This window comes from Pseudomonas fragi (genome assembly GCF_025426255.1).
GTDB lineage: Bacteria > Pseudomonadota > Gammaproteobacteria > Pseudomonadales > Pseudomonadaceae > Aquipseudomonas > Aquipseudomonas kulmbachensis.
This window is the reverse complement of record NZ_CP104861.1, coordinates 2,997,544-3,019,504: the sequence shown is the minus strand read 5'-3', so window position 1 is coordinate 3,019,504 and position 21,961 is coordinate 2,997,544. Positions and strand designations below refer to the sequence as shown.

The following is a 21,961-nucleotide window of genomic DNA, read 5'->3' as shown; positions in this document are numbered from 1 at the left end:
AACGCCCCCTTACCGAAACGCAGATTCACAGATCGCCTGGCTTTTGGCAATCATGGCCAAAATAACAAGCCACGGGGAAACCACCGATGAGCGATAACGCACTGTCCGCCTGGATCGGTCGAACTGAAGAAATCCAGGATCACCTTAGCCTGAACCTGGTCACCCGGATTGCCGCCACTCTCGGTGAGCCGGTGCCGCAGGCCGGGGAAGATCTGCCAGCGTTGTGGCAGTGGTGTTTCTTCCAGACAGCGATGGAGGAAGGCGCTCTGGGTGGCGATGGGCATCCGGCCCGTGGGGGCTTTCTGCCACCCGCCGATAACCGCAACCGCATGTGGGCGGGTGGCCGTGTGGAGTTCCATACACCGCTCAAGGTGGATGCTCACGCGACGCGTATTTCCACCATCATCGATGTTCAGCAAAAGCACGGAAGGACCGGTTCGCTGCTGTTTGTCACGCTCCAGCATGACTATCTGCAGGATGGGCAACTGGCAATTCGCGAAGAGCAGGACATCGTCTATCGCGAGCCGACACCGCCTAGGCTCGTGGGCAGTGAGCCATTGCCCACGGGCGCCTGGCAGGAGTCCGTCACGCCCAGCACCACCTTGCTGTTCCGCTATTCGGCAGTGACCTTTAATGGTCACCGTATTCACTACGACTGGCCCTATGCGACTGCAACCGAGGGTTATCCGGGGCTGGTGGTGCATGGGCCGTTGATGGCCACGCTGAGTCTGCGCGCCTTCTGCCGCGCCAATCCCCAGGCTCGTGTGCGTGGCTTCGCGTATCGCGGCATACGCCCGCTGATGGCGCCCCATCCCTTTGTGCTGAGGGGGCGCATCGTCGCTGAGGGTAAGGCCGAGCTATGGGTGGGCAATACAGACGGTGTGGCCCAGCAGGGCGAAGTGACATTCGACTGACGATTACCCGGCGGCATTCAGTTCGATAACTACAACAAGGATCTGCAATGAATCCGTATCTGAACGAAGACTACAACGCCATCCGCGAGGGCGTGCGAGCCCTGTGTGCCGAGTTCCCGGCGCAGTACTGGCGCGAGATCGACGAGCAAAAGGGCTTCCCCGAGGCCTTTGTCACGGCGATGACCCAAGCCGGCTGGTTGTCGGCAATGATTCCGGAGCAGTACGGCGGCTCGGGCCTGGGGCTGGCCGAAGCCTCGGTGATTCTGGAGGAGGTGAACCACTGCGGCGGCAACTCCGGCACCGTGCATGGTCAGATGTACAACATGTTCACCTTGTTGCGGCACGGCAGTGAGGCGCAGAAGAGCTACTACCTGCCCAGGCTGGCCAGCGGCGAGTTGCGCCTGCAGTCCATGGCCGTGACCGAACCGACTACCGGCACCGACACCACCAAAATCAAGACCACCGCCGTGCGCCAGGGCGACAAGTACGTGATCAATGGGCAGAAAGTCTGGATCTCGCGGGTTCAGCACTCGGACCTGATGATCCTGCTGGCCCGCACAACGCCGCTATCGGAGGTCGAGAAAAAAGTCGACGGCATGTCGATCTTTCTGGTCGATCTGCGCGAAGCCATCGGCAACGGCCTGACCGTGCAGCCGATTGCCAACATGGTTAATCACGAGACCAACGAACTGTTCTTCGACAACCTTGAAATCCCGGTCAGCAGCTTGATCGGGCAGGAAGGCAAGGGCTTTCGCTACATTCTCGACGGGCTCAATGCCGAACGTACGCTGATCGCTGCCGAGTGCATTGGTGATGGTCGCTGGTTCAATGAAAAGTCCGCGCAGTACGCCCGTGACCGCGTGGTGTTCGGTCGTCCGATCGGGCAAAACCAGGGTGTTCAGTTCCCGATTGCCGAAGCCCATATCGAGCTTGAAGCCGCCGACCTGATGCGCTGGCGCGCCTGCGAGGAATACGACAGCGGGCGCAAGGCCGGTGCGGCGGCCAACATGGCCAAGTACCTGGCGGCCAAGGCCAGCTGGGAAGCGGCCAATGCCTGCCTGCAGACCCACGGTGGTTTTGGCTTCGCCAATGAATACGACGTCGAGCGCAAGTTCCGCGAAACGCGTCTGTACCAGGTAGCGCCCATTTCCACCAACCTGATCCTGTCTTACGTGGCCGAGCACCTGCTCGAGTTGCCGCGTTCTTTCTAAGCAAGTTCTACAAATAGACATTGATGGAGAACGCGGCATGAGTCAGCACACTCAAGCACTCACCGGTTTTTTGGCCGACCTGAATTACACGCAACTGCCCGAAGCAGTTATCAGCCGCACCGAAGACCTGTTTCTCGACTGGCTGGGCTCGGCCTTGGCCAGTCAGGGAGCGCATCCGATCCCTTTGTTCGAGCGCTATGCAGCAATGATGGGCCCGGCCAGCGGGCCTGCCGGGGTCCTGGTCAATGGCACGACCAGCTCCGCGTATTTTGCTGCGCTGGTCAACGGCGCTAGCTCACACCTGGTGGAGCAGGATGACCTGCACAACAGCTCGGTCCTGCACCCGGCAACAGTGGTGTTCCCGGCGGTGCTGGCTGGCGCCCAGGACCTGGGCAAAACCGGCCGCGAACTGATCCTCGCCGCTGTCGCCGGTTATGAAGCGGGTATTCGCATCGGTGAATTTCTCGGCCGCTCGCACTATCGCACCTTCCACACTACCGCCACGGTCGGCACGCTGGCGGCGGCAGTTGGCGTCGGCAAGTTGATGGATTTCAATCAGGAGCAGTTCACCAACCTGCTCGGTAGCGCCGGAACCCAGGCGGCGGGCTTGTGGGAGTTCTTGCGTGATGCAGCTGACTCCAAGCAGTTGCATACCGCCAAGGCAGCAGCCGATGGCCTGCTTGCCGCCTACTTGACCGCCGAAGGGCTGAGCGGTGCAAGAAACATTCTTGAGGGCGAGCAGGGCATGGCCGCCGGGATGTCCAGCGATGCCAACCCAGCCTGCTTGTCTGATGGTCTGGGCAGGCGCTGGGCGCTGACTGAAACCTCGTTCAAGTTTCACGCGTCGTGCCGCCATACGCACCCGGCGGCGGATGCGCTGCTGGATCTGATGCAGCGCGAGCAGCTGCGCGCCGAGGACATTGCCCGCGTCACCACCCGCGTGCATCAGGGCGCCATCGATGTATTAGGCCGTGTGCTGGTGCCGAAGAGCGTCCATCAGGCCAAGTTCTCCATGGGCACGGTGCTGGGCTTGATCGCCGTTTACGGCAAGGCCGGATTGCCCGAATTTCAGCAACACGCATTGACCGACCCGCGCATCAGTGAGTTTCGCGACAAAGTACATATGGTGTTGGACGACGAAGTCGACAGCGCCTATCCGCAACGCTGGCTGGGCCGGGTAGAGGTGACCACGGTGCAGGGCCGAACCGTGCACGGCCGCATCGACGAGCCCAAGGGCGACCCTGGCAATACCCTGACTCGCGACGAGCTGGAAGATAAATTTCGCCGCCTGTTGGCTTTCTCGGGAGCGCGGAATGACGAACAAGCCAGCGGGCTTGTCGAGCTGGTCTGGCATCTGCGCCATCTCGACGATCTGAGTGTGCTGACCCGCACCGGGAGCTCCTCATGACCGCCACTACAGCCAAGCCCCGCCCGCTGGACGGGATTACCGTGGTAAGCCTGGAGCACGCCATCGCGGCGCCGTTTTGCACCCGCCAACTGGCAGACCTAGGAGCGCGGGTCATCAAGATCGAACGTCCTGGCTCCGGCGACTTTGCCCGTGACTATGACGAGCGGGTCAAAGGCCTGGCCTCGCACTTTGTCTGGACTAACCGCTCCAAGGAAAGCCTGACCCTCAACGTCAAACAGCAGGAGTCGGGGCAGGTGCTCGATAAACTGTTGGCCACGGCCGATGTGCTGGTGCAGAACCTGGCTCCAGGTGCGGCAGAGCGCATGGGGCTGTCTTTTGCAGCCCTGCATGAGCGTTTCCCGCGGTTGATCGTCTGCGATATTTCCGGCTACGGAGATGGCGGTCCCTACGAACAGAAAAAAGCCTACGACCTGCTGATCCAGAGCGAAGGCGGATTCCTGTCCGTAACCGGCGGGCCGGGCGAAAACGACATGGCCAAAGCCGGTTGCTCGATTGCCGACATCGCCGCGGGCATGTACGCCTACACCGGCGTGCTCTCGGCGCTGCTGCTGCGGGACAAGACCGGGGAGGGCAGCCGCATTGATGTGTCGATGCTCGAAAGCCTGGTCGAGTGGATGAACTACCCGATGTATTACGCCTACGACGGGGCGCCTCCACCTCCGCGTGCCGGTGCCGCGCACGCCACGATCTACCCCTACGGACCCTTCCCTGCGGGCGACGGCGGTACGGTGATGCTCGGCCTGCAGAACGAGCGCGAATGGCAGCAGTTTTGCGACAAGGTGTTGCTGCAGCCGGATCTTGCGAGCGACCCACGCTTTAATGCAAACGCGCGGCGCTCGGATAATCGCACCGAGTTGCGGGCGATCATTGTTGCGGCCTTTGCCCGGATGAGCGCTGATGAAGTGATTGCACGGCTCGACGCGGCATCGATAGCCAATGCCCATGTCAATGATATGGCGGGTGTCTGGGCGCATCCGCAACTGCAAGCCCGTGATCGCTGGCGCGAGGTGGACAGCCCGGCTGGCAAGCTGCCTGCGCTGTTGCCACCGGGGCGCAACGCAGCCTTCGAGCCGCGCATGGATGCGGTGCCGTACTTGGGCGAACACACCGATAGCCTGCTGAGCGAGTTGGGCTATGGGATGGCTGACATCCAGCGTCTTCACCAGCAAGGAGCGGTATGAGCCATGGAGCACATTTATGAATAACACCACTATTCGTTCGGCGCTGTTTGTCCCGGCCACCCGCCCCGAGCGCATTGCCAAAGCCCTGGGCAGCGGCGCCGATGCGGTGATCGTCGATCTGGAAGACGCTGTAGCGGATAACCTCAAAGCCCAGGCGCGAGCCAACCTGGATGCTTTTCTGGATGCCAACCCGCAGGCCCGGGTACTGGTGCGTATCAATGCGCCGCAGCATGAGCAGCAAGCGGCAGATCTGGCGCTGTGTCGCCGTCAGCCCGGTGTGGTGGCGGTATTACTGCCCAAGGCCGAGAGCGCTGCACAGGTCGAACTGGCTGCGGCGTGTGGCAAACCGATCTGGCCAATTATCGAAAGTGCCAAGGGCCTGCTGGAATTACCGGCCATCGTGCGCGCAGCCGGGGTCGAGCGCCTGACATTTGGCGCTCTGGATCTGGGCCTGGATTTGGGGTTGGCCAGCGCGAGCGCCGCAGCGCTGCGGATACTCGATCAGGCCCGCTACGCCATTTTGCTGCACAGCCGGTTGGCGCAACTGGCGCCACCGCTGGACAGCGTGTTCCCGGATATCAAAAACACTCAAGGCATGACCCGAATGGCCGCCGATGCGAGGGATATGGGGTTTGGCGGCCTGCTGTGTATCCATCCCGGTCAGGTTGCATTGATTCACACAGCCTACATGCCAAGGCAGGAAGAGCTTGAGTGGGCAAGGCAGGTTCTGGCCGCGGTTGCGAGCGGAAACGGAGTGTTCGTGGTCGACGGGCAGATGGTCGATGCCCCAGTGATCGAGCATGCCCGGCGAATATTGCGCCGGGCAGGCTTGCCGTCTGCCTGAGTCAAAAAAGCAGATTGGCAGTCAAGTTCAAACGAAGTTCAGGCAACACCAGGCACTACCAAACTTATAACAACAAGAGGTATGTACCCATGTTCAAGCACACTCTCAAGGCCTTGGCCTGCGCACTTCCATTATTCGCAGGTTTTGCGAGCGCGGCCGACCCCATCAGTATCAAGTTCGCCCACGTGGTCGCCGAACACACGCCCAAGGGGCAGGGCGCGTTGCTGTTCAAAAAACTGGCTGAAGAGCGCCTGCCAGGGCGGGTCAAGGTCGAGGTTTATCCGAACTCGTCGTTGTTCGGCGACGGCAAGGAAATGGAAGCGTTGCTGCTGGGTGACGTGCAATTGCTGGCGCCGTCGCTGGCCAAGTTCGAGCACTATTCCAAGCCGATCCAGATTTTCGATCTGCCGTTTCTGTTCAACGATATCCAGGCGGTCGACCGCTTCCAGCAGAGCCCGCAGGGGCAGGCCCTGCTCAAGTCCATGGAAGGCAAGGGCATTACCGGCCTCGGTTACTGGCACAACGGGATGAAGCAGTTGTCCGCCAACAAGGCCCTGTACGAACCCAAGGATGCCCGTGGCCTGAAGTTCCGGGTACAGGCCTCCGCAGTTTTGGATGAGCAGTTCAAGGCCCTGCGCGCCGCGCCGCGCAAGATGAGCTTTGCCGAGGTGTATCAGGGCTTGCAGACCGGCGTGGTGAATGGCACCGAGAACACCTGGTCGAACTACGAGAGCCAGAACGTGTATGAGGTGCAAAAGTTCTTCACTGAGTCCAACCATGGCGCCATCGATTACATGGTAATCACCAACACCAAGTTCTGGAACGGCCTGCCGCCAGACGTGCGCACCACGCTGGATACGGTCATGACCGAGGTGACGGTCGAGGTCAACAAACAGGCCGAGGCGCTGAACCAGGCTTCCCGCCAGCGCATTGCCGATTCCGGCAACAGCGAAATCATCTCCCTTACTCCGGAGCAGCGCGAGCTATGGCGTGAAGCCATGCGCCCGGTGTGGAAGAAGTTCGAGAGCGCCATCGGTACCGATGTGATCGAAGCCGCCGAGCAAGCTAACCAAAGCAGCTAAGACCCGGATTGTCGCCGGTGACCCCGTGCGGGGTCGCCAGCGACTTCATCGGTCCCATTTGTCGCTTGGCGACCGCTCTTTATAGGGAGATACCCCATGCACGCAGTCGTTCGTGTCTGGAATCACGCGGAAGAAATGCTGGTGGCGTTCCTGCTTGCAGGCATGACCCTGGTCACTTTTTCGTATGTGGTGTTCAACAACCTTTATGGCATTTTCTACTCGCTGGGGGATTCGCTGCCCTTCGCCAACGAGACCCTGCTCAGCATCGGCGACGGTATTTTGTTTATCGCTCAGGAGATGACCTGGAGCGTGGCGCTGACCAAGGCCATGTTCGGCTGGTTGATCTTTGTAGGTCTGGCCTGGGGCGTACGCATTGGTGCGCACATTGGTGTCGACTTGCTGGTGCGCCAGTTCAAACCCGCCAACCAGCGCCGCGTTGCCTTGCTGGCGGTACTCATTTGCCTGGGCTACTGCGCCCTGATGGCGTACTCCAGCGAACAGTGGGTCGCCACGCTGTATGCGGTCGGCACCAGTGCCGAAGACCTGGACCGCTTTGGCATTCAACAGTGGCAAATCGTAATGATCGTGCCAATCGGCTTTGCCCTGATGTTCGTACGTTTTCTGCAGATTTTCATCCGTATAGCGCAAGGCAAGCAACAAGGCCTGGGCTTGCACAGTGAAGTGGATGACGCCGTCAAGCTGGCGGAAAACGACAAGTCGGGGACCGAAAAATGACCATCGCCTTCCTTTTTGTCGCCCTGTTCGTGCTGATGTTTGTCGGCATTCCGGTGGCGATTTCCCTGGGTTTATCCGGGGCTATGACCATCCTGTTCTTCAGCAACGACTCGGTGCGTTCGCTGGCGATCAAGTTGTTCGAAACCAGCGAGCACTACACGTTGCTGGCCATTCCGTTCTTTCTGCTGTCTGGCGCATTCATGACCAGCGGGGGCGTGGCCCGGCGCCTGATCGACTTTGCCAACGCGTGCGTCGGTCACATCAAAGGTGGCCTGGCCATCGCTGCAATTCTTGCCTGCATGCTGTTTGCCGCACTCAGCGGTTCGTCGCCGGCCACGGTGGCGGCGGTCGGTTCGATTGTCATCGCGGGCATGGTGCGCTCCGGTTACAAGCAGGACTTCGCTGCTGGCATCGTCTGTAATGCCGGGACCCTGGGTATCCTGATTCCGCCGTCGATCGTCATGGTGGTCTACGCCACCGCGACCGAAACCTCGGTGGGCAAGCTGTTTATGGCCGGTGTGGTGCCGGGCTTGCTGTTGGGGCTGGTGCTGATGGTCACCATTTACATCATGGCGCGGGTCAAGGATATGCCGTCGCTGCCGCGTGCCTCGTTCAAGGAAATCATGACCGCAGGCCGCAGGGCCGGTTGGGGCCTGATGCTGATCGTGATCATTCTCGGCGGCATCTACTCGGGCATGTTCACACCCACCGAAGCCGCTGCGGTCGCCGCCGTCTATGCCGCGTTTGTGGCCATCTTTATCTATAAGGACATGACCGTTCGCGAATGCCCGAAGGTGATTATCGAAGCGGGAAAGCTGAGCGTGGTACTGATGTTTATCATCGCCAACGCCATGCTTTTTGCTCATGTCCTCACCACCGAGCAGATCCCGCAGTCGATCACCGCCTGGGTGGTGGAGCAGGGCTTTACGCCGCTTGAATTCCTGTTGGTGGTCAATATTGTGCTGCTGGTTGCCGGGACCTTTATGGAGCCTTCGGCGATCATCCTGATCCTGGCGCCGATCCTGTTCCCTATCGCCATGCAACTGGGCATCGACCCGATCCACTTGGGCATCATTATGGTGGTGAACATGGAAATCGGCCTGATCACGCCGCCCACCGGACTCAACCTGTTTGTTACCTCGGCAGTCACGGGCATGCCGCTGACCCGCGTGGTGCGAGCGGTATCGCCGTGGCTGCTGGTGATGCTGGCGTTCCTGGTCCTGGTGACCTACGTACCATTTGTTTCGCTGGCGCTGCCGAACTGGCTGGGGATGTAGGCGTAGCCTTCGTTCCTCTCCAGCGGCATGAGGGATACTTCAAGCGTGGGAGCGAGCCTGCTCGCGAATGATCTTCGCGAGCAAGCTTGCTCCCACTGGGGGGGCTTGACCTGGAACAGCGTATCTACAGCAATAGCCATCTATAACAGGATCAGTCTCACGCTCAGGTTTATACTCGGCGCCATTGCAATCAATCAAAATCCATTGAACCGAGATTTCCCATGAGCAGTTCGCTTCCCATGACACCTGCGCGCAAGCCCGTCGCGCCGCTGGTGGCTTTTGTCCTTTTGTTGCTTGGCGCCGTATTTCTGCAAAACAGCGTCGGCTCGCGCCAGGTGCTGTTGCTGGTGGTCGGCGCGGCGCTGGGTTTGACCCTTTATCACGCAGCCTTCGGGTTTACCTCGGCCTGGCGGGTGTTTCTCAATGACCGGCGGGGTGCTGGTCTGCGTGCGCAAATGGTGATGCTGGCCGTGGCGGTAGTGCTGTTTTTCCCCGCGCTGGGAGCGGGCACTTTGTTTGGCCAGCCTGTGGTCGGGCTGGTGGCGCCAATCGGGATTTCGGTCGTGTTCGGTGCGTTTATTTTCGGCATCGGCATGCAGCTGGGCGGTGGGTGCGCCTCTGGCACCCTGTTTACCGTCGGCGGCGGTAACGCGCGGATGCTGGTGACTCTGTTGTTCTTTATATGCGGTTCGTTGATTGCTACTCATCACGTTGACTGGTGGTTTGCGCTGCCTGCGTTCCCGGCCACCTCCATCGTTAAAAGCTTCGGCGTGGTTCCAGCATTGCTCGTGAGCCTGAGCGTGTTTGCGATCATTGCGGTGGTGACCGTACGCCTGGAAAAACGTCGCCATGGCACGCTTGAAGAAGGCGTGACCAGCGAACACCTGGGCCTGCGCCGCTTCTTGCGCGGTCCGTGGCCATTGGTATGGGGGGCGATTGGCCTGGCGCTGCTCAACTACGCCACGCTGGCGCTGGCTGGGCGGCCATGGGGCATTACTTCGGCATTCGCGCTTTGGGGCGCCAAGGCTGCGAGCGGGTTGGGTGTGGATGTCGCCAGTTGGGGGTTCTGGCAAATGCCGGGCAATGCCAAGGCCCTGGCCGCGCCGGTTTGGGAAGACATCACCAGTGTCATGGACATCGGCATCGTCCTCGGTGCGCTATTGGCCGCAGGTTTGGCCGGACGCTTTGCGCCCAGCCTGAAAATCCCGGCCCGTTCGCTGTTGGCGGCGGTGATCGGTGGTTTGCTGCTTGGTTATGGTTCGCGTCTGGCCTATGGCTGCAATATCGGTGCGTACTTTAGCGGCATCGCCTCGGGCAGCCTGCATGGCTGGGTGTGGTTGGTGGCTGCGTTTATCGGGAACAGCGTGGGTGTGCGCCTGCGCCCGTGGTTCTTCGCCGGCGAGCGTCGGCAGGTGGCGTTGAGCGGCTGCTGAGAAAGTCGGTCTTGCGGGCCTGCTGACCTCTTCGCAGCAGCGCCCGTGTTGTACCGATGCTAGCGACGATAGTAGCGGTGTTCGTCCTCGTAGCGCTGGCGCATGGCCCGATCATGGCGGCGCTCCCAATCTCTATGGCGTTCGGCTTCCCGGCGCGCCTGTTCTCTGCGCCATTGTTCTCGACGCCAGTTCTCCCGGCGTGAATCGTCCCTGCGATCGTGCCAGCGACCGTCATCCCTGTATCGGTCGTCATGGGCAAGTAATGTTGCTGGTTGCCTGGCGTCGATACTGGCCAGGGTCGGCCAAGGGTTTTCGCCAGCCTGGACCGGAACCTCAACGGCTGCGACTTCGGGGGCGAAAACAGGGCTTGAGGCTTTCATTTGTGTGGCTGATGCCGAGCCCACTGCCGCCAACGCGAACAGGCCGAAAAGCACCATTCGTGGGTCATGGAATTTCATGAGCGCAGAAAACCTCTGATTAACAATTGGACGTGTCGCCATCTGGCTGCGGGAACCTTCGGGTTCGGGCCTGCCGCGCAGATGTGCTTATTCACATAGACCAATAAACAGGGAAAAGTTCTAGGTGCCCGTTGCTTAAATCGCCAACGGCCCCAGAGTGCGGTTGTTTTTAGACTTGGTGTTTCGACATGCGTTTTTGGCTTGGAGCGTGTGAAAACCTGGTTGATCAGCCGTTATATTGCCCTTGAACAGGCATCCACAACGGCAGTATGGAAAGCGGCGCGTGCACGCCGCTTTCCTTGGCTCAGGGTGGCCTAGTGTTCCTGCTCGAAGCGCTTTTTGCGCAGTGCCGGGGCCTGCTCATGGCTCTCGTCGCTCTCTATAATCGGTACTTCCTTGCCGTTGCAGTCGAACAGCTTGCCATCGCGGAAAACATCACCGTCATTGAGTTCGCAGATATCCCGGGAGCGCAGGATGCGATCGCTGGCAGCAACGAATACCGATTGCTGGTCGGAGTTACCGGCCCGCAGATGGTTGAACAGCAGGTTGAGCAGGATGGCCATGATCGCTGCCGAGCTGATGCCGGAGTGAAAAATGGTCTCGAACCAGGTCGGGAAGTGATTGTAGAAGTTTGGCGCTGCAATCGGGATCATGCCGAAACCGATTGATGTGGCCACGATGATCAGGTTCATGTTGTTGCGGTAGTCCACCTGGGCCAGGGTACGGATACCGCTGGCTGCGACGGTGCCGAACAGCACCAGACCGGCACCACCGAGGACGGCGGTAGGCACCGCGGCGACCAGTCTTCCCATCACCGGCAGCAGCCCCAGAGTCACCAGGATCAGCCCGGCGGTGGCCACCACATAGCGGCTCTTGATACCAGTTACGGCGACCAGACCAACGTTCTGCGCAAAGGCACTCTGGGTGAAGGAGCCAAACAGGGGCGCCAGGGCGCTGGAAATCATATCCGCCCGCAGGCCGTTGCCGAGGCGTTTCGAATCGACTTTGGTATCGATGATCTCACCGACGGCGAGAATGTCTGCGGAGGTCTCGACCATGGTCACGAGAATTACGATCAGCATCGACAGGATAGCGGCGAACCGAAATTGCGGAAGGCCGTAGTGCAGGACTTCGGGCAGCGCCACCAAGGGGCCTTTTAGTACTTGGGAGAAATCTGCCATCCCACAAGCGGTAGCGACCAGTGTGCCGATGACGATTGCCAGCAGAATCGACAGGCGCGAAATGCTCGCACTTCCCAGCTTGCTGAGCAGCAGTACGGTGACCAGTGTGAGTGCCGCCAGGCCTATGTTGGCCATGCTGCCAAAGTCGGCTGCCTGACTGTTACCGCCCATGGCCCAGCGTGCCGTGACAGGCATCAGAGTCAATCCGATGGTGGTTATGACGATTCCCGTCACCAGCGGCGGAAAGAACTTGATGATGCTCGAGAACAGCGGCGTGATCAGCAGGCCGATCACCGACGCAACGATTACCGCCCCGAATACCACGGGCAGTCCGCCTGTACCGTCACTGCCAATGATCGCGACCATGGTCGAAACACCGGCGAAAGACACCCCTTGAACCAGAGGGAGGCGACAGCCGAAGAAGGGAATCCCAAGTGTCTGCAGCAAGGTGGCCAGGCCTCCGGCGAACAGCGACGCGGCGATCAACAGGCCCACGTCGGCTGAAGAAAGCCCGGCAGCCTGACCGATGATCAGGGGGACAGCGATGATGCCTCCGTACATTGTCAACACATGTTGAAGACCGTAGGCCAGGTTGGCGCCAATACCGAGGTTTTCGTCCTCTGGACGAGATGAAGCTGAAGAAGTCATGGTGAGTAGCTCGCTTTTGTTATTTTAGATGCGTCTAACAGCACGTTCTCAGTCGCATTCGATGAGTGGGTGGGCGCAGTTGCGCCCGTCGTTGCACTCAGTGTCGAGGGCAGCGATTGGTACGGGTCACTCGCCGCTGACCAACTGCCGGGCCAACCGGTTGTGGCGTTCCAGCACCAGGGGCAGGTCGACGGTGGTGAGGTGACCGTTCTTGACCACCACACGGCCGTTGATCACGCTGGTGTCGACGTGGGTCGGGGTGCAAAACACCAAGGCGGCCAGCGGGTCGTGAAGGGCGCCGGCATAGGCCAGATGTCCAAGGTCGAAGGCGACGAAGTCCGCCACCATGCCGGGGGCGAGGGCGCCAATATCATTGCGGTTGAGCACCTTGGCGCCGCCCAGTGTTGCGATTTCCAGTGCTTCACGAGCAGACATCGCATCGGGGCCAAAACCGACACGCTGCAACAGCAGCGCCTGGCGTACCTCGCCGATCATGCTGGCGCCATCGTTGGAAGCCGAACCGTCCACACCCAGGCCCACCGGGACACCCTGGTCGCGCATCTTGCGGATCGGAGCGATCCCTGAGCCCAGACGCATGTTCGAGCACGGGCAGTGGGCAACTCCGGTCCCGGTGCGCGCGAACAGCTCAATACCGTGCTGGTCGAGTTGCACACAATGGGCGTGCCATACATCGTGGCCGACCCAGCCCAGGTCTTCGACGTATTCGGCAGGGGTCATGCCGAACTTCTCGCGGCTGTAGGCGATGTCGCTGACGTTTTCTGCAAGGTGCGTGTGCAATGACACACCGTACTGGCGCGCAAGAACTGCTGATTCGCGCATCAGGTCACGGCTCACGGAAAAGGGCGAGCAGGGCGCCACGACCATGCGCAGCATTGAGCCATGGCTGGCATCATGGAACTCTTCGATCAGGCGCTGGGAATCCTTGAGGATGTAACTCTCTTTCTCCACCACGGAGTCGGGTGGTAGACCGCCTAGGCTGCGGCCCACACTCATGCTGCCGCGTGCAGCGTGAAAGCGCATGCCAATCTCTGCGGCGGCATGGATGCTGTCATCAAGCTTGCAGCCATTGGGGTAAATATAGAGGTGGTCACTGGAGGTGGTGCAGCCTGAGAGAATCAGCTCGGCCATCGCCGTTTGAGTCGATACCGCGATCATTTCGGGCGTCAGCCGGGCCCAGATTGGATACAGGTTGGTCAGCCAATTGAACAGCTCACCGTCCTGAGCCGCCGGCACTACGCGGGTGAGGCTCTGGTACATGTGGTGGTGGGTATTGACCAGGCCTGGAATTACTACTTTCCCGGCCATGTCCAGAATCACATCAGCATGTTGGGGCAGTGTTTCGGTAGGGCCGACCTGCTTGATCAGGTTGCCCTCGATGAACAGACCACCGCGCCTGATTTCCCGGCGCTCACCATCCATTGTCACCAAAAGCTCGGCGTTTTTTACCAGTAAAGTTTTGGGCATGGGTGCTCCTCTTCCGTATGGATCTTGGATACAAGTTGATTCTGGGCATACACCTGTTTTCGGCATCAGCGAAGCCCTTGCAGGCAGGTACTGCCCGGATGCAACGTGTTGCTGTCAGGCTCAGACTTCAGCAGACATTGACCCGCAGTGGGTTCCAGGAGGTTCCCGTAGGTGTGGTCGGCGAACGGCAGGAAGACGAATGTGTTGCTTGAACGATGGCTCAAGCAAGCATAGTAGAGGTCGTTGAACGACATCCGTGGATGACGTTCGATGGGTTGGAGCGGCTGTGGATGTTGCATGGTTTTTTGACCGTCGCAATACGCCCCGGCGATTACCGGGGTCGTAGGCGCGGAATAATGTAACCAGAACTTAAAGTTATTGTATACAACTAATGTGTGGCTCTGTTTTTCCGCCGTGATCGGGAGCCATTGCAACAGGGCAAGGTAGGTGAGCGCCTGGCCCTGCCTCCCTTCAGGACACAAGCACCGGTCACGGCCTGATGGTTTTCGGCGCGAAGGCGGTTTTCGTCGATGGCGGCAATGTCCCTGGAGCGATCTTGCAAATCTTTTCGAAAGCTCGGGTGATCCCAGGTATCTGCCAGCAGATCGAACTTGGCCTGAAAGGGCCTGGGTCACCTTTGGGTTTGCCAGATCGTTTTTGCCAAGAGGCAAGCCGGTTAAACCCATGACTTGAGCTTATATACGACGACGAACAAGTTGCCTTGGCAATTCAATCTGTAGAATATAAACAGCTTAAGTATTACCCGGTTTCCAGGCGAGCAAACCAGGCGCTGTGATTTACTTAGTCGTATTCAATAATGCCGAGCTGTTTCGCCATGAATAACTCATTTCGCTCAACAATTTCCTCAATGATCTTTCCCTCGGCATTGAATCGAAAATAAGTTAATGCCGTCCATGCGAGATCTTTTCCTGTGACATCAAACCCGTGCCAGGTATTGGATCCTTTGGCCTGATGCATTAATGCCACTACCACAACGTCGTCGACCACTATTTCTTTCTGAAAGGTCGTATGAATAGACTCATATCGATCAGTTACATTAAGCTTTAATGCTTCTTTAAAACGTTTTACACCCACGATAGGCGCGCTGCAGTCCGGCCGGTGAACTACGACATCATCCGCGAAGAATTCCTCCGCGCGATCCACATCTTTTCCATCAACACAGAATTTAAAATATTGTTTTACGGTCTCTAGATTATGACTCAATTGAATCTCCGTCGTGTTTTCCTCAGCGTAGATAATCTTTGCTGCAGGGGGTATATCTAGATTAGCGGTAGCAATTACTTTGAAAAAGTCTTTAACTGGAAATCACATTTCCACCCACCGGAACAATGCTGATGGATCGCTGGACAGAGTATGAGTTGTTTGTAAAGGTCACTGAACTGGGCAGCTTGAACAAAGCAGCTGAGGCGCTGGGCTTGTCCAATGCCGCTGCAAGCCGTCACCTGGCTGCGCTGGAGGATCGCCTGGGGGCCAGGCTGGTTGAGCGCAGTACCCGTCGATTGTTTGTTACCGAGGTAGGGAAGGACTTCTACAACAATTCCAAAGCCGCTCTGCTGGCCATGCAAGGGGCCACCGACGCCGTCTCTGCGACCAAAAGCCATCCAACGGGTGTGTTGCGTGTCACTGCCTCTTTATCTCTATGCCTGCAGTACATATTGCCCCTGCTGCCGAAGTTCAAACAGCTGTACCCCGATGTTCGCTTGGACGTCGTTGCTGAAAACCGTTATTGCGACATCATTGACGACAACATTGATGTCGCGCTGCGCACGCGTGAAAGTGAGCCTGACACCAGCCTTGTGGTTAGGCGTTTGACTGAGACACGCCGCACGCTAGCCGCGTCGCCTGATTATTTGCAACGCCACGGTTGTCCGGGACATCCTCAGGAGTTGATTGACCATCAACTCTTGCTCTACACCTACGCCACCGACCCTTATGAAATGGTTTTCCAGCGCGAAGACCAGTCCATAAGGATTTCAACATCAGCCTCGTTCGAGTCCAACGATGGTCAGCTCTTGCGAGCCGTTGCGCTGCAAGGGTCAGGTATTCTTGCTCAACCGACATATGTGATACACGACGATATAGTCTCGGGTCGACTGATCCCGGTTCTGACCGACTGGGAGTTGCCTGGGTTAGCCATCAATCTCGTTTATACATCGCGGTTGCATTTGCCAGCGAAAACGCGCGCTTTCATCGACTTTATCGTCAAGGAGTCTCAACACTTGGACTAATGTAATAGCTCTATGCTTAAGCAATGAGCGCATTTCCGGCACCCGTTCAATACCTCGCCAGATGATCGTTTTGGGTTGATAGCCCTCTGTCAAGAAGGGCTGCTATCGGCCAGAAGAGACAGTCGGGACTGTCTCCTTTACGGAAGGCGGTTTAAGAATGGCGTTCGGCTGATGTTCTACTGCGTAACCACGCAACATGGTGGGGAGAGGAAGGGTGGAAATGAAGGCAGAAACCAAGCACTGGCGGGACTTAACGACTATGTAATCAAAATAAAATCAAGGAGATAGTCATGCGGAAAATTGTTTCGTTTATGCATGTGTCACTGGATGGTTTTGTTGCCTCCACCGATGAAGGCATGGCTAGCTTGGGCTGGATCAGTCTGAGCGACGATTTGTTTGGATATGTGGACCAGCGGATTCAGCAGACCGACACCGCGTTATACGGGCGCGTCACCTATCAGATGATGGAGTCCTATTGGCCAACCGCTACCGAGCAGCCCAACGCCAGTACGCATGACCAGGCGCATTCGCGATGGTATAAAACCGCCCGAAAAATTGTGTTGTCGAAAACCCTGCTGGAAAAGAATAATCCTGATACTAAAATCATCAGCAGCCATTTAAGCGATGAAATCAGCAAGCTTAAGCATAGCGCAGGCAGCGATATTTTAGTGTTTGGCAGTCCCGGCGCCACACACGCGCTAATGGCGGAAAACCTCATCGACGAGTACTGGCTATTCATCAATCCGATTCTGTTGGGGCAGGGTATTCCTTTATTCAAAAATATTAAGGACAGAACTGCACTCACGCTGGTGAAAAGTAAATTGTTTGACTCGGGAGTGCTGTTCCTGCATTACGAGGTAAAACAAAACCAATGATATGAGGTTGTGATTTTTTAGGGTGATTAGTCTTTTGAGTCGACACACCCATTACTTCGTTTTAGGCCGTTATTGGCGATTCAAAGTGAAGTTGACTCTCCCCCGGAACTCAACAGCGCTTGCTGTCCATCTGACTGCCTTTACATTGGAGTTCCGCTTCCTGGAGCTCGCTGTTATTGCACAGTGTTGTTTGCTGAATTTCACAATTTTGTGTTCTTGCGCATAGAAGTCTATCGGTCTCTTACTAGGGTGAAAGCAGCCCCTCGTGGCGGGCCGCGTTCGGCCAGAAGTAGCCCTTGACTCACATTCAATGCCCCCGCCTTTTACCCCGTGCAGCAATCGGCTACAAACAGACACTCAGAACTTACGCTCTTACCCTAAGCACCAGCGCTGCCCAAAGGCACTCAACTTAGGCATAACGATGCCGGAAAGATCAGCATCAACAGCCATCCAGCAACAAAAAGGCCTAGTCCGAAAATCAGATGTGCAGTAATGCTTCTGCGCCTTGCGACGCTTGGTGCCGCTGTCTTCGACGCAGCAATGCCGAAACCGAACGCGGGCTGCATGATGAAGAAAGGCGCAATCACAGTGACCAACCCCATCACCAGCGCAGGCACCAGTGTGGGGTTGCAGAGCCAGGCAAGTCCTTTCGCACCGATCAGCACCATTGCGAAGACTATGCCGGTGACGTAATGAAATACCCACCCCAGCAGGCGCTCATTCCTGACAGGAGCCGCCGTCATGATCGTGGAGTGACGAAACTGCCCTTGCAGCATGTGGCCAAGCCAACGACCGACCAGCCCATAGTTAGGCGACGTCAGGCCAAATACTCGTGCTTGAACAAAAGCCGATAGGTCCATGATCAGCGTGGCCCCAATTCCGACAAACAGAATACGCAGTGCTGTCTCGGTTATTTCCATGGTATTGCTCCTTGCCTTGAACCTGTTTTGGAGGTTTGATCCGAGTAGTCTGCAGGTTCAAGTCGACTTGAGGTCAAGCATGAAAGAGCTGGATATTGGTGAGGTGGCACGACGTTCCGGTCTACCGGCTTCAACGCTGCGCTACTACGAAGAGAAAGGTCTTATCCGTTCGATAGGGCGTCGGGGCCTGAGTCGCGTGTTTCATGGCGATGTACTCCAGCGATTGTCCTTGATCGCGCTCGGGCAGTCGGCAGAGTTTTCACTGGACGATCTCGTTGCCATGCAGGATGCGCAGGGCCAGCCTGATATCGATCGCCAGCGGCTTAACGAAAAGGCTGACGAACTGGACCGTACCATCGAGCGACTTGGCGCCGTGCGCGATGAGCTTCGTCGAGTAGCGTCTTGCCCTGCGGCACATCACATTGAATGCTCAAAATTTCAGAAAATGCTGAGCGCTATAGCGACGGGAAATCTCAAAAGAAAAGCCGGAAAAATCGACCTGCGCAGGCGTGGATCGTGAGAGGAGGGCGTGTCTGTTTTGGGTCGACAATTTCCACGATTGGTCGGAAGCGGCCAGTCAGGGCCCTGTTATGAAAGGCCAAATTTGAGGGTGTACCTTCGAACCAGGATCGGAAGGTGTGCCATTTCGAAGGTGTATAGCGCCGCGATGTGATCAAAACAAACTCCTCGAGAGGGGCCGTTTTAGATAGGCGAAATTCGATTAATTTACCGGTCTTGTTCTAACCAGGTAGGCACATGCATGGCCAACTCTTATGTCGATAAACGCAGCAGCGCCTGGTCAGTTTTTTTCATCTTCATGCGCCTTGGGTTGACCTCGTTCGGTGGCCCTATTGCGCACTTGGGCTACTTTCGCGATGAGTTTGTCACACGACGGCGTTGGCTGACCGAGCGCACCTATGCGGACCTGGTCGCGCTCTGCCAATTATTACCTGGCCCGGCAAGCAGTCAGGTTGGCATCGCTCTGGGGGTGTCACGCGCAGGATACGGAGGGGCTTTCGCGGCCTGGGCTGGTTTTACGCTACCTTCGGCCATTGCGCTGATCCTGTTTGCGCTGGGCATCTCCCGATATGGCTCAGCCATCTCTCCCGGCGTCCTGCATGGCCTCAAAGTGGTCGCTGTCGCGGTGGTTGCTCAAGCCGTTTGGGGGATGGCGCGGCATCTGTGCACAGACGTGACGCGAGTCACCCTGATGGCGATTGCTACCTGCGTCGCCTTGCTTGAGCCGTCTGCAGGGGGGCAGGTCAGCGTGATTGTTGCTGCCGGGCTTGCAGGCCTGCTGCTGTTCAAACCCGGGCAGTGTGCCGAGCACGATCCATTGCCGATCTCCATCAGCCGCCGGGCCGGGGGGATTTACCTGTCTTTATTCCTGGCATTGCTGGTGGGGCTGCCGCTATTGACCCAACTGTGGCCCAGTCAAGCCGTGGCACTGGTGGATGCCTTCTACCGCTCCGGCTCACTGGTCTTCGGTGGCGGGCACGTGGTGCTGCCACTGTTGCAGGCCGAAGTGGTGCCCTCCGGCTGGGTCAGTAATGACGTGTTCCTGGCAGGATATGGCGCCGCGCAAGCCATACCTGGCCCCCTGTTCACGTTCGCCGCATTCCTCGGCACGTCGATGAATGTCCCTCCATCAGGATGGGCAGGGGGGATAATCTGCCTCTTGGCGATCTATGCGCCGTCCTTTTTGATTACTCTGGGCGCCTTGCCGTTTTGGGAACAATTACGCCGTAGCGTACGAACTCAGGCCGCGCTGGCCGGGGTCAATGCCGCGGTGGTTGGTCTGCTGTTGGCTGCGCTTTACCATCCAGTATGGACGAGTGCCATTTTGCAGCCGCAGGATTTCGGTCTGGCCGTGCTGGCCCTGGTTGCGCTGATGTTCTGGAAGGTTGCGCCGTGGCTGGTCGTCATTGGGAGCGGAATCGCGGGATGGGTGCTGAGTGTCACTATGTGAGGCGTAAGTAGTGACCGGGGGCGTTCGCTCACCGCTCCATTTCAATGTCCACGTGTGGCCTGTGCCTCGACGCTTTCCCGGAAAGACCGGCCCAGGCGAGCAAACTGAACTATCCCCGACAGGAGTTGGAAAGACAGATGACCAAAGAAATTGAGCAGAGGCTCGAACGTATCCATCACGAGCTGAGCGGCTCCACTCCCCGAGGTCGTTGAAGTACTACGTACGGGATATCCAGCGCAGATTGTCCGAATGGTTGATCGAGCACCGCCACCAGCAGGAAAAGCAGCGCCAAGATTTGCTCCGTGCCATGGTGGTGATTGGCGTCATCGGCGTCCTGCTGGCCATTGTGCGATCTGCCGCCAGTGACATGGAGTGGGTGCGCGAACATACCCTGGCATTTCGGCTGTGGGGGGTGAGCTTGTGTCTGATTTTCGTCGGCGTGTTGGTCGAGCGCACGTCAGTGGTGAAGTCCTTGTGGAGCTTCGCCGTCACCAAGTTATTGTTGTCGCTGATCCTTTCCGGGGCGTTGTTCTATGCGCGCGGCAGAGCAGCGGGGCACATCAATGGCGTGTTCCATGTGGACGCCTCCGCCTTGCCCATCACCCTGGTCCTGACCACAGGCCTGGTGCTGTTCAAACTGCTGGTGCCTTTTGTGCTGAGCATCGCGGCGCTGATTCTGGCGCTGCATATCTTGTTCATCAGCAATTGGGTCAAGGGCAAAGCGACCGGGGATGTCCCGTGGTTCTCTGTGCTGTGCAGTGCGGTGGCGGGTGTGATTCTGTTTTTCGGTTGGAGCTGGCCCAGCGATCAGTTGAGCGATACGCGTATTCCGGAGAAGGTCTATCTGATCGCGCAGGCGCTGGATTTCAACCAAAGACATGAGTGCGCGAATGTCGATCCCGAGCGTCCTGTGGTTTTTCTCGGTGCCGGTCAGGAGTCCGTGCTGGTGGCGCCATACCGCCTGGAGGACTTCGACTTTGCCACTTTCTTTGAAAGCAGGGTGATAGTGCCAACCGCTTTTGTGCGCGAGAAGTGCGAGTACAAGCCGCTGCTGCCCCTGAAGTCATTGGGCAGCTATTGAGAGGTTGTTTCCTGGCGAGTGAATACAGCGCTGCAAGTAGCGCTCTGACGCGCCTTTTGTGATCCTTGTCGGCTACTGCGCACTCAACCCCCACAACACATCCAGTACATATTGCGTAGATCGTTCGATGTCGCCTTCGCGGTGAGCTATTCCCAGCTGCCGCCATAGCAAGGGATGTAAAGGCCGCATGGCGATTCTGGTATCAGGCAAGGGTGTTGAGGCCTCATACGGCAACAGGGTCGCGCCATAACCGGCTGCCACCAGGCTTTTGATCGCATCGTTGTAGTTCAGCTGGATACGCGGGGTTGGCTGGCGTCCATCACTGGCAAACCACTCTGTGGTCAAGCGCGAAAGCCGGGTCGTGTTGTCATTCAGAATTAATGGCTGAGCAGCCAGCCAGTCGGGGCTGACAACCTGCGGACATTCCCAGCGAGCGGGCAAGAAAGCCATGACCGGGTCCCGTCGCCATGGCTTGATCCGTAATTGCCTGACGGGAGTCTGAGGCAGCGCGACCAGACCTATTTCCAAAGAGCCCTCGGCAAGTTTTTTCAACGTTTCCTGCGACGTCAGCACTGCAACCTGCACATCGATTGCAGGGTGGCGCTGGCTCAAGATCTCCAACGCTTGCGGCATCAACTGGGCGATGGCACCGGTGGAGGCGCCCAGCCGCACACGCCCTGAAAGGCCCTGCACCTGACGCTGCACGTCCTCCAGCGCTTGCTCCGCATCCGCCAGCAGACGTCGCGCGCGCTCCACCAGTGTTTCACCGATTGCCGAAGGCTGAACGCGGCCACGGGTGCGTGACAACAGCTTGCCGCCCACCCGCGACTCCAGGTCGGCGATATGCAAACTGACCGTGGGCGGCGAGAGATTCAGCACGCGGGCCGCCTCGGCAAATGAGCCCAGATCGGCGATAGCAACCAGCGTGCGCAGACGGTCGAGGCTGATTTCACGCATGGAGCGCTCCTTGTTCAGAAAAACTGAATCTC

General features: G+C 58.2%; 20 protein-coding genes. 14 read left to right on the top strand and 6 right to left on the bottom strand.

Going from position 1 to position 21,961, the window contains the following annotated elements; genetic code table 11:
• Positions 1-86: 86 nt before the first annotated feature.
• The 9 genes from N7D90_RS13765 (at position 87) to N7D90_RS13725 (ending at position 10,106) form a co-directional block, all read left to right on the top strand.
• Positions 87-914 carry a MaoC family dehydratase N-terminal domain-containing protein gene (locus N7D90_RS13765; RefSeq protein ID WP_261738541.1) on the top strand — a complete coding sequence of 276 codons (828 nt, stop codon included), beginning with the start codon at positions 87-89 and terminating at the stop codon, positions 912-914.
• Between the two features lie 47 nt (positions 915-961).
• Entirely contained in the window at positions 962-2,125 is a 1,164-nt protein-coding gene (locus N7D90_RS13760) for an acyl-CoA dehydrogenase family protein (protein ID WP_261738540.1), read from the top strand.
• Positions 2,126-2,162: 37 nt separating this feature from the next.
• Entirely contained in the window at positions 2,163-3,533 is a 1,371-nt protein-coding gene (locus tag N7D90_RS13755) for an MmgE/PrpD family protein (RefSeq protein WP_261738539.1), read from the top strand.
• On the top strand, positions 3,530-4,735 hold the full coding sequence (locus tag N7D90_RS13750; RefSeq protein ID WP_261738538.1) for a CaiB/BaiF CoA transferase family protein: 1,206 nt from the start codon (positions 3,530-3,532) through the stop codon (positions 4,733-4,735). The genes N7D90_RS13755 and N7D90_RS13750 overlap by 4 nt, the downstream gene beginning before the upstream one ends.
• Before the next feature lie 16 nt (positions 4,736-4,751).
• On the top strand, positions 4,752-5,579 hold the full coding sequence (locus tag N7D90_RS13745; RefSeq protein WP_261738537.1) for an HpcH/HpaI aldolase/citrate lyase family protein: 828 nt from the start codon (positions 4,752-4,754) through the stop codon (positions 5,577-5,579).
• 89 nt (positions 5,580-5,668) lie between these two features.
• Positions 5,669-6,661, top strand: a complete 993-nt coding sequence (locus tag N7D90_RS13740) for a TRAP transporter substrate-binding protein (RefSeq protein ID WP_261738536.1) — start codon at positions 5,669-5,671, stop codon at positions 6,659-6,661.
• Between the two features lie 96 nt (positions 6,662-6,757).
• On the top strand, positions 6,758-7,396 hold the full coding sequence (locus N7D90_RS13735; protein ID WP_261738535.1) for a TRAP transporter small permease: 639 nt from the start codon (positions 6,758-6,760) through the stop codon (positions 7,394-7,396).
• Positions 7,393-8,673, top strand: a complete 1,281-nt coding sequence (gene dctM, locus N7D90_RS13730; protein WP_261738534.1) for a C4-dicarboxylate TRAP transporter large permease protein DctM — start codon at positions 7,393-7,395, stop codon at positions 8,671-8,673. Before N7D90_RS13735 ends, dctM begins: the two co-directional genes overlap by 4 nt.
• A 221-nt stretch (positions 8,674-8,894) precedes the next feature.
• Positions 8,895-10,106 (top strand): YeeE/YedE family protein, encoded by a 1,212-nt coding sequence (locus tag N7D90_RS13725; protein ID WP_261738533.1) that lies wholly within the window; start codon positions 8,895-8,897, stop codon positions 10,104-10,106.
• 59 nt (positions 10,107-10,165) lie between these two features.
• On the opposite strand, the gene N7D90_RS13720 is transcribed toward N7D90_RS13725, so the two are convergent.
• From N7D90_RS13720 to N7D90_RS13705, 4 genes are all read right to left on the bottom strand, one after another.
• Complete coding sequence (locus N7D90_RS13720) at positions 10,166-10,564, bottom strand: hypothetical protein (protein WP_261738532.1); 399 nt, start codon at positions 10,562-10,564, stop codon at positions 10,166-10,168.
• Between the two features lie 314 nt (positions 10,565-10,878).
• Complete coding sequence (locus tag N7D90_RS13715; RefSeq protein WP_261738531.1) at positions 10,879-12,393, bottom strand: nucleobase:cation symporter-2 family protein; 1,515 nt, start codon at positions 12,391-12,393, stop codon at positions 10,879-10,881.
• 126 nt (positions 12,394-12,519) lie between these two features.
• The gene (locus N7D90_RS13710) at positions 12,520-13,878 is read right to left on the bottom strand and encodes an 8-oxoguanine deaminase (protein WP_261738530.1); all 1,359 of its coding nucleotides are present in this window, start codon (positions 13,876-13,878) and stop codon (positions 12,520-12,522) included.
• 801 nt (positions 13,879-14,679) lie between these two features.
• A complete protein-coding gene (locus N7D90_RS13705; RefSeq protein ID WP_261738529.1) occupies positions 14,680-15,102 on the bottom strand; it encodes an ester cyclase in 423 nt (140 codons plus the stop codon).
• A gap of 131 nt (positions 15,103-15,233) precedes the next feature.
• Between N7D90_RS13705 and N7D90_RS13700 the strand changes: the two genes are divergently transcribed.
• Positions 15,234-16,127: a LysR family transcriptional regulator gene (locus tag N7D90_RS13700; protein ID WP_261738528.1), complete on the top strand. Its 894-nt coding sequence runs from the start codon at positions 15,234-15,236 to the stop codon at positions 16,125-16,127.
• Between the two features lie 290 nt (positions 16,128-16,417).
• On the top strand, positions 16,418-17,002 hold the full coding sequence (locus N7D90_RS13695; RefSeq protein ID WP_261738527.1) for a dihydrofolate reductase family protein: 585 nt from the start codon (positions 16,418-16,420) through the stop codon (positions 17,000-17,002).
• A 404-nt stretch (positions 17,003-17,406) separates the two neighbouring features.
• On the opposite strand, the gene N7D90_RS13690 is transcribed toward N7D90_RS13695, so the two are convergent.
• Positions 17,407-17,922: a DUF2938 domain-containing protein gene (locus N7D90_RS13690; protein ID WP_261738526.1), complete on the bottom strand. Its 516-nt coding sequence runs from the start codon at positions 17,920-17,922 to the stop codon at positions 17,407-17,409.
• A 79-nt stretch (positions 17,923-18,001) separates the two neighbouring features.
• Between N7D90_RS13690 and N7D90_RS13685 the strand changes: the two genes are divergently transcribed.
• The 3 genes from N7D90_RS13685 (at position 18,002) to N7D90_RS13675 (ending at position 20,972) form a co-directional block, all read left to right on the top strand.
• Positions 18,002-18,442, top strand: coding sequence for a helix-turn-helix domain-containing protein (locus N7D90_RS13685; RefSeq protein WP_261738525.1), 441 nt, complete (start codon positions 18,002-18,004; stop codon positions 18,440-18,442).
• 240 nt (positions 18,443-18,682) lie between these two features.
• Positions 18,683-19,891, top strand: a complete 1,209-nt coding sequence (gene chrA, locus N7D90_RS13680; RefSeq protein WP_261738524.1) for a chromate efflux transporter — start codon at positions 18,683-18,685, stop codon at positions 19,889-19,891.
• Positions 19,892-20,099: 208 nt separating this feature from the next.
• Positions 20,100-20,972 carry a hypothetical protein gene (locus tag N7D90_RS13675; protein ID WP_261738523.1) on the top strand — a complete coding sequence of 291 codons (873 nt, stop codon included), beginning with the start codon at positions 20,100-20,102 and terminating at the stop codon, positions 20,970-20,972.
• A 72-nt stretch (positions 20,973-21,044) separates the two neighbouring features.
• On the opposite strand, the gene N7D90_RS13670 is transcribed toward N7D90_RS13675, so the two are convergent.
• Positions 21,045-21,929, bottom strand: coding sequence for a LysR family transcriptional regulator (locus tag N7D90_RS13670; RefSeq protein WP_261738522.1), 885 nt, complete (start codon positions 21,927-21,929; stop codon positions 21,045-21,047).
• Positions 21,930-21,961 lie beyond the last annotated feature (32 nt).

Bases quoted from the DNA above. Each gene is read 5' to 3' on its own strand.
- N7D90_RS13685 (WP_261738525.1), top strand. From the start codon at position 18,002: ATGAAAGAGCTGGATATTGGTGAGGTGGCACGACGTTCCGGTCTACCG.
- N7D90_RS13745 (WP_261738537.1), top strand. From the start codon at position 4,752: ATGAATAACACCACTATTCGTTCGGCGCTGTTTGTCCCGGCCACCCGC.
- N7D90_RS13735 (WP_261738535.1), top strand. From the start codon at position 6,758: ATGCACGCAGTCGTTCGTGTCTGGAATCACGCGGAAGAAATGCTGGTG.
- chrA (WP_261738524.1), top strand. From the start codon at position 18,683: ATGGCCAACTCTTATGTCGATAAACGCAGCAGCGCCTGGTCAGTTTTT.
- N7D90_RS13690 (WP_261738526.1), bottom strand. From the start codon at position 17,922: ATGGAAATAACCGAGACAGCACTGCGTATTCTGTTTGTCGGAATTGGG.
- N7D90_RS13720 (WP_261738532.1), bottom strand. From the start codon at position 10,564: ATGAAATTCCATGACCCACGAATGGTGCTTTTCGGCCTGTTCGCGTTG.
- N7D90_RS13765 (WP_261738541.1), top strand. From the start codon at position 87: ATGAGCGATAACGCACTGTCCGCCTGGATCGGTCGAACTGAAGAAATC.
- N7D90_RS13670 (WP_261738522.1), bottom strand. From the start codon at position 21,929: ATGCGTGAAATCAGCCTCGACCGTCTGCGCACGCTGGTTGCTATCGCC.
- N7D90_RS13710 (WP_261738530.1), bottom strand. From the start codon at position 13,878: ATGCCCAAAACTTTACTGGTAAAAAACGCCGAGCTTTTGGTGACAATG.
- N7D90_RS13700 (WP_261738528.1), top strand. From the start codon at position 15,234: ATGGATCGCTGGACAGAGTATGAGTTGTTTGTAAAGGTCACTGAACTG.
- dctM (WP_261738534.1), top strand. From the start codon at position 7,393: ATGACCATCGCCTTCCTTTTTGTCGCCCTGTTCGTGCTGATGTTTGTC.
- N7D90_RS13695 (WP_261738527.1), top strand. From the start codon at position 16,418: ATGCGGAAAATTGTTTCGTTTATGCATGTGTCACTGGATGGTTTTGTT.
- N7D90_RS13740 (WP_261738536.1), top strand. From the start codon at position 5,669: ATGTTCAAGCACACTCTCAAGGCCTTGGCCTGCGCACTTCCATTATTC.
- N7D90_RS13755 (WP_261738539.1), top strand. From the start codon at position 2,163: ATGAGTCAGCACACTCAAGCACTCACCGGTTTTTTGGCCGACCTGAAT.
- N7D90_RS13760 (WP_261738540.1), top strand. From the start codon at position 962: ATGAATCCGTATCTGAACGAAGACTACAACGCCATCCGCGAGGGCGTG.
- N7D90_RS13725 (WP_261738533.1), top strand. From the start codon at position 8,895: ATGAGCAGTTCGCTTCCCATGACACCTGCGCGCAAGCCCGTCGCGCCG.
- N7D90_RS13715 (WP_261738531.1), bottom strand. From the start codon at position 12,393: ATGACTTCTTCAGCTTCATCTCGTCCAGAGGACGAAAACCTCGGTATT.
- N7D90_RS13750 (WP_261738538.1), top strand. From the start codon at position 3,530: ATGACCGCCACTACAGCCAAGCCCCGCCCGCTGGACGGGATTACCGTG.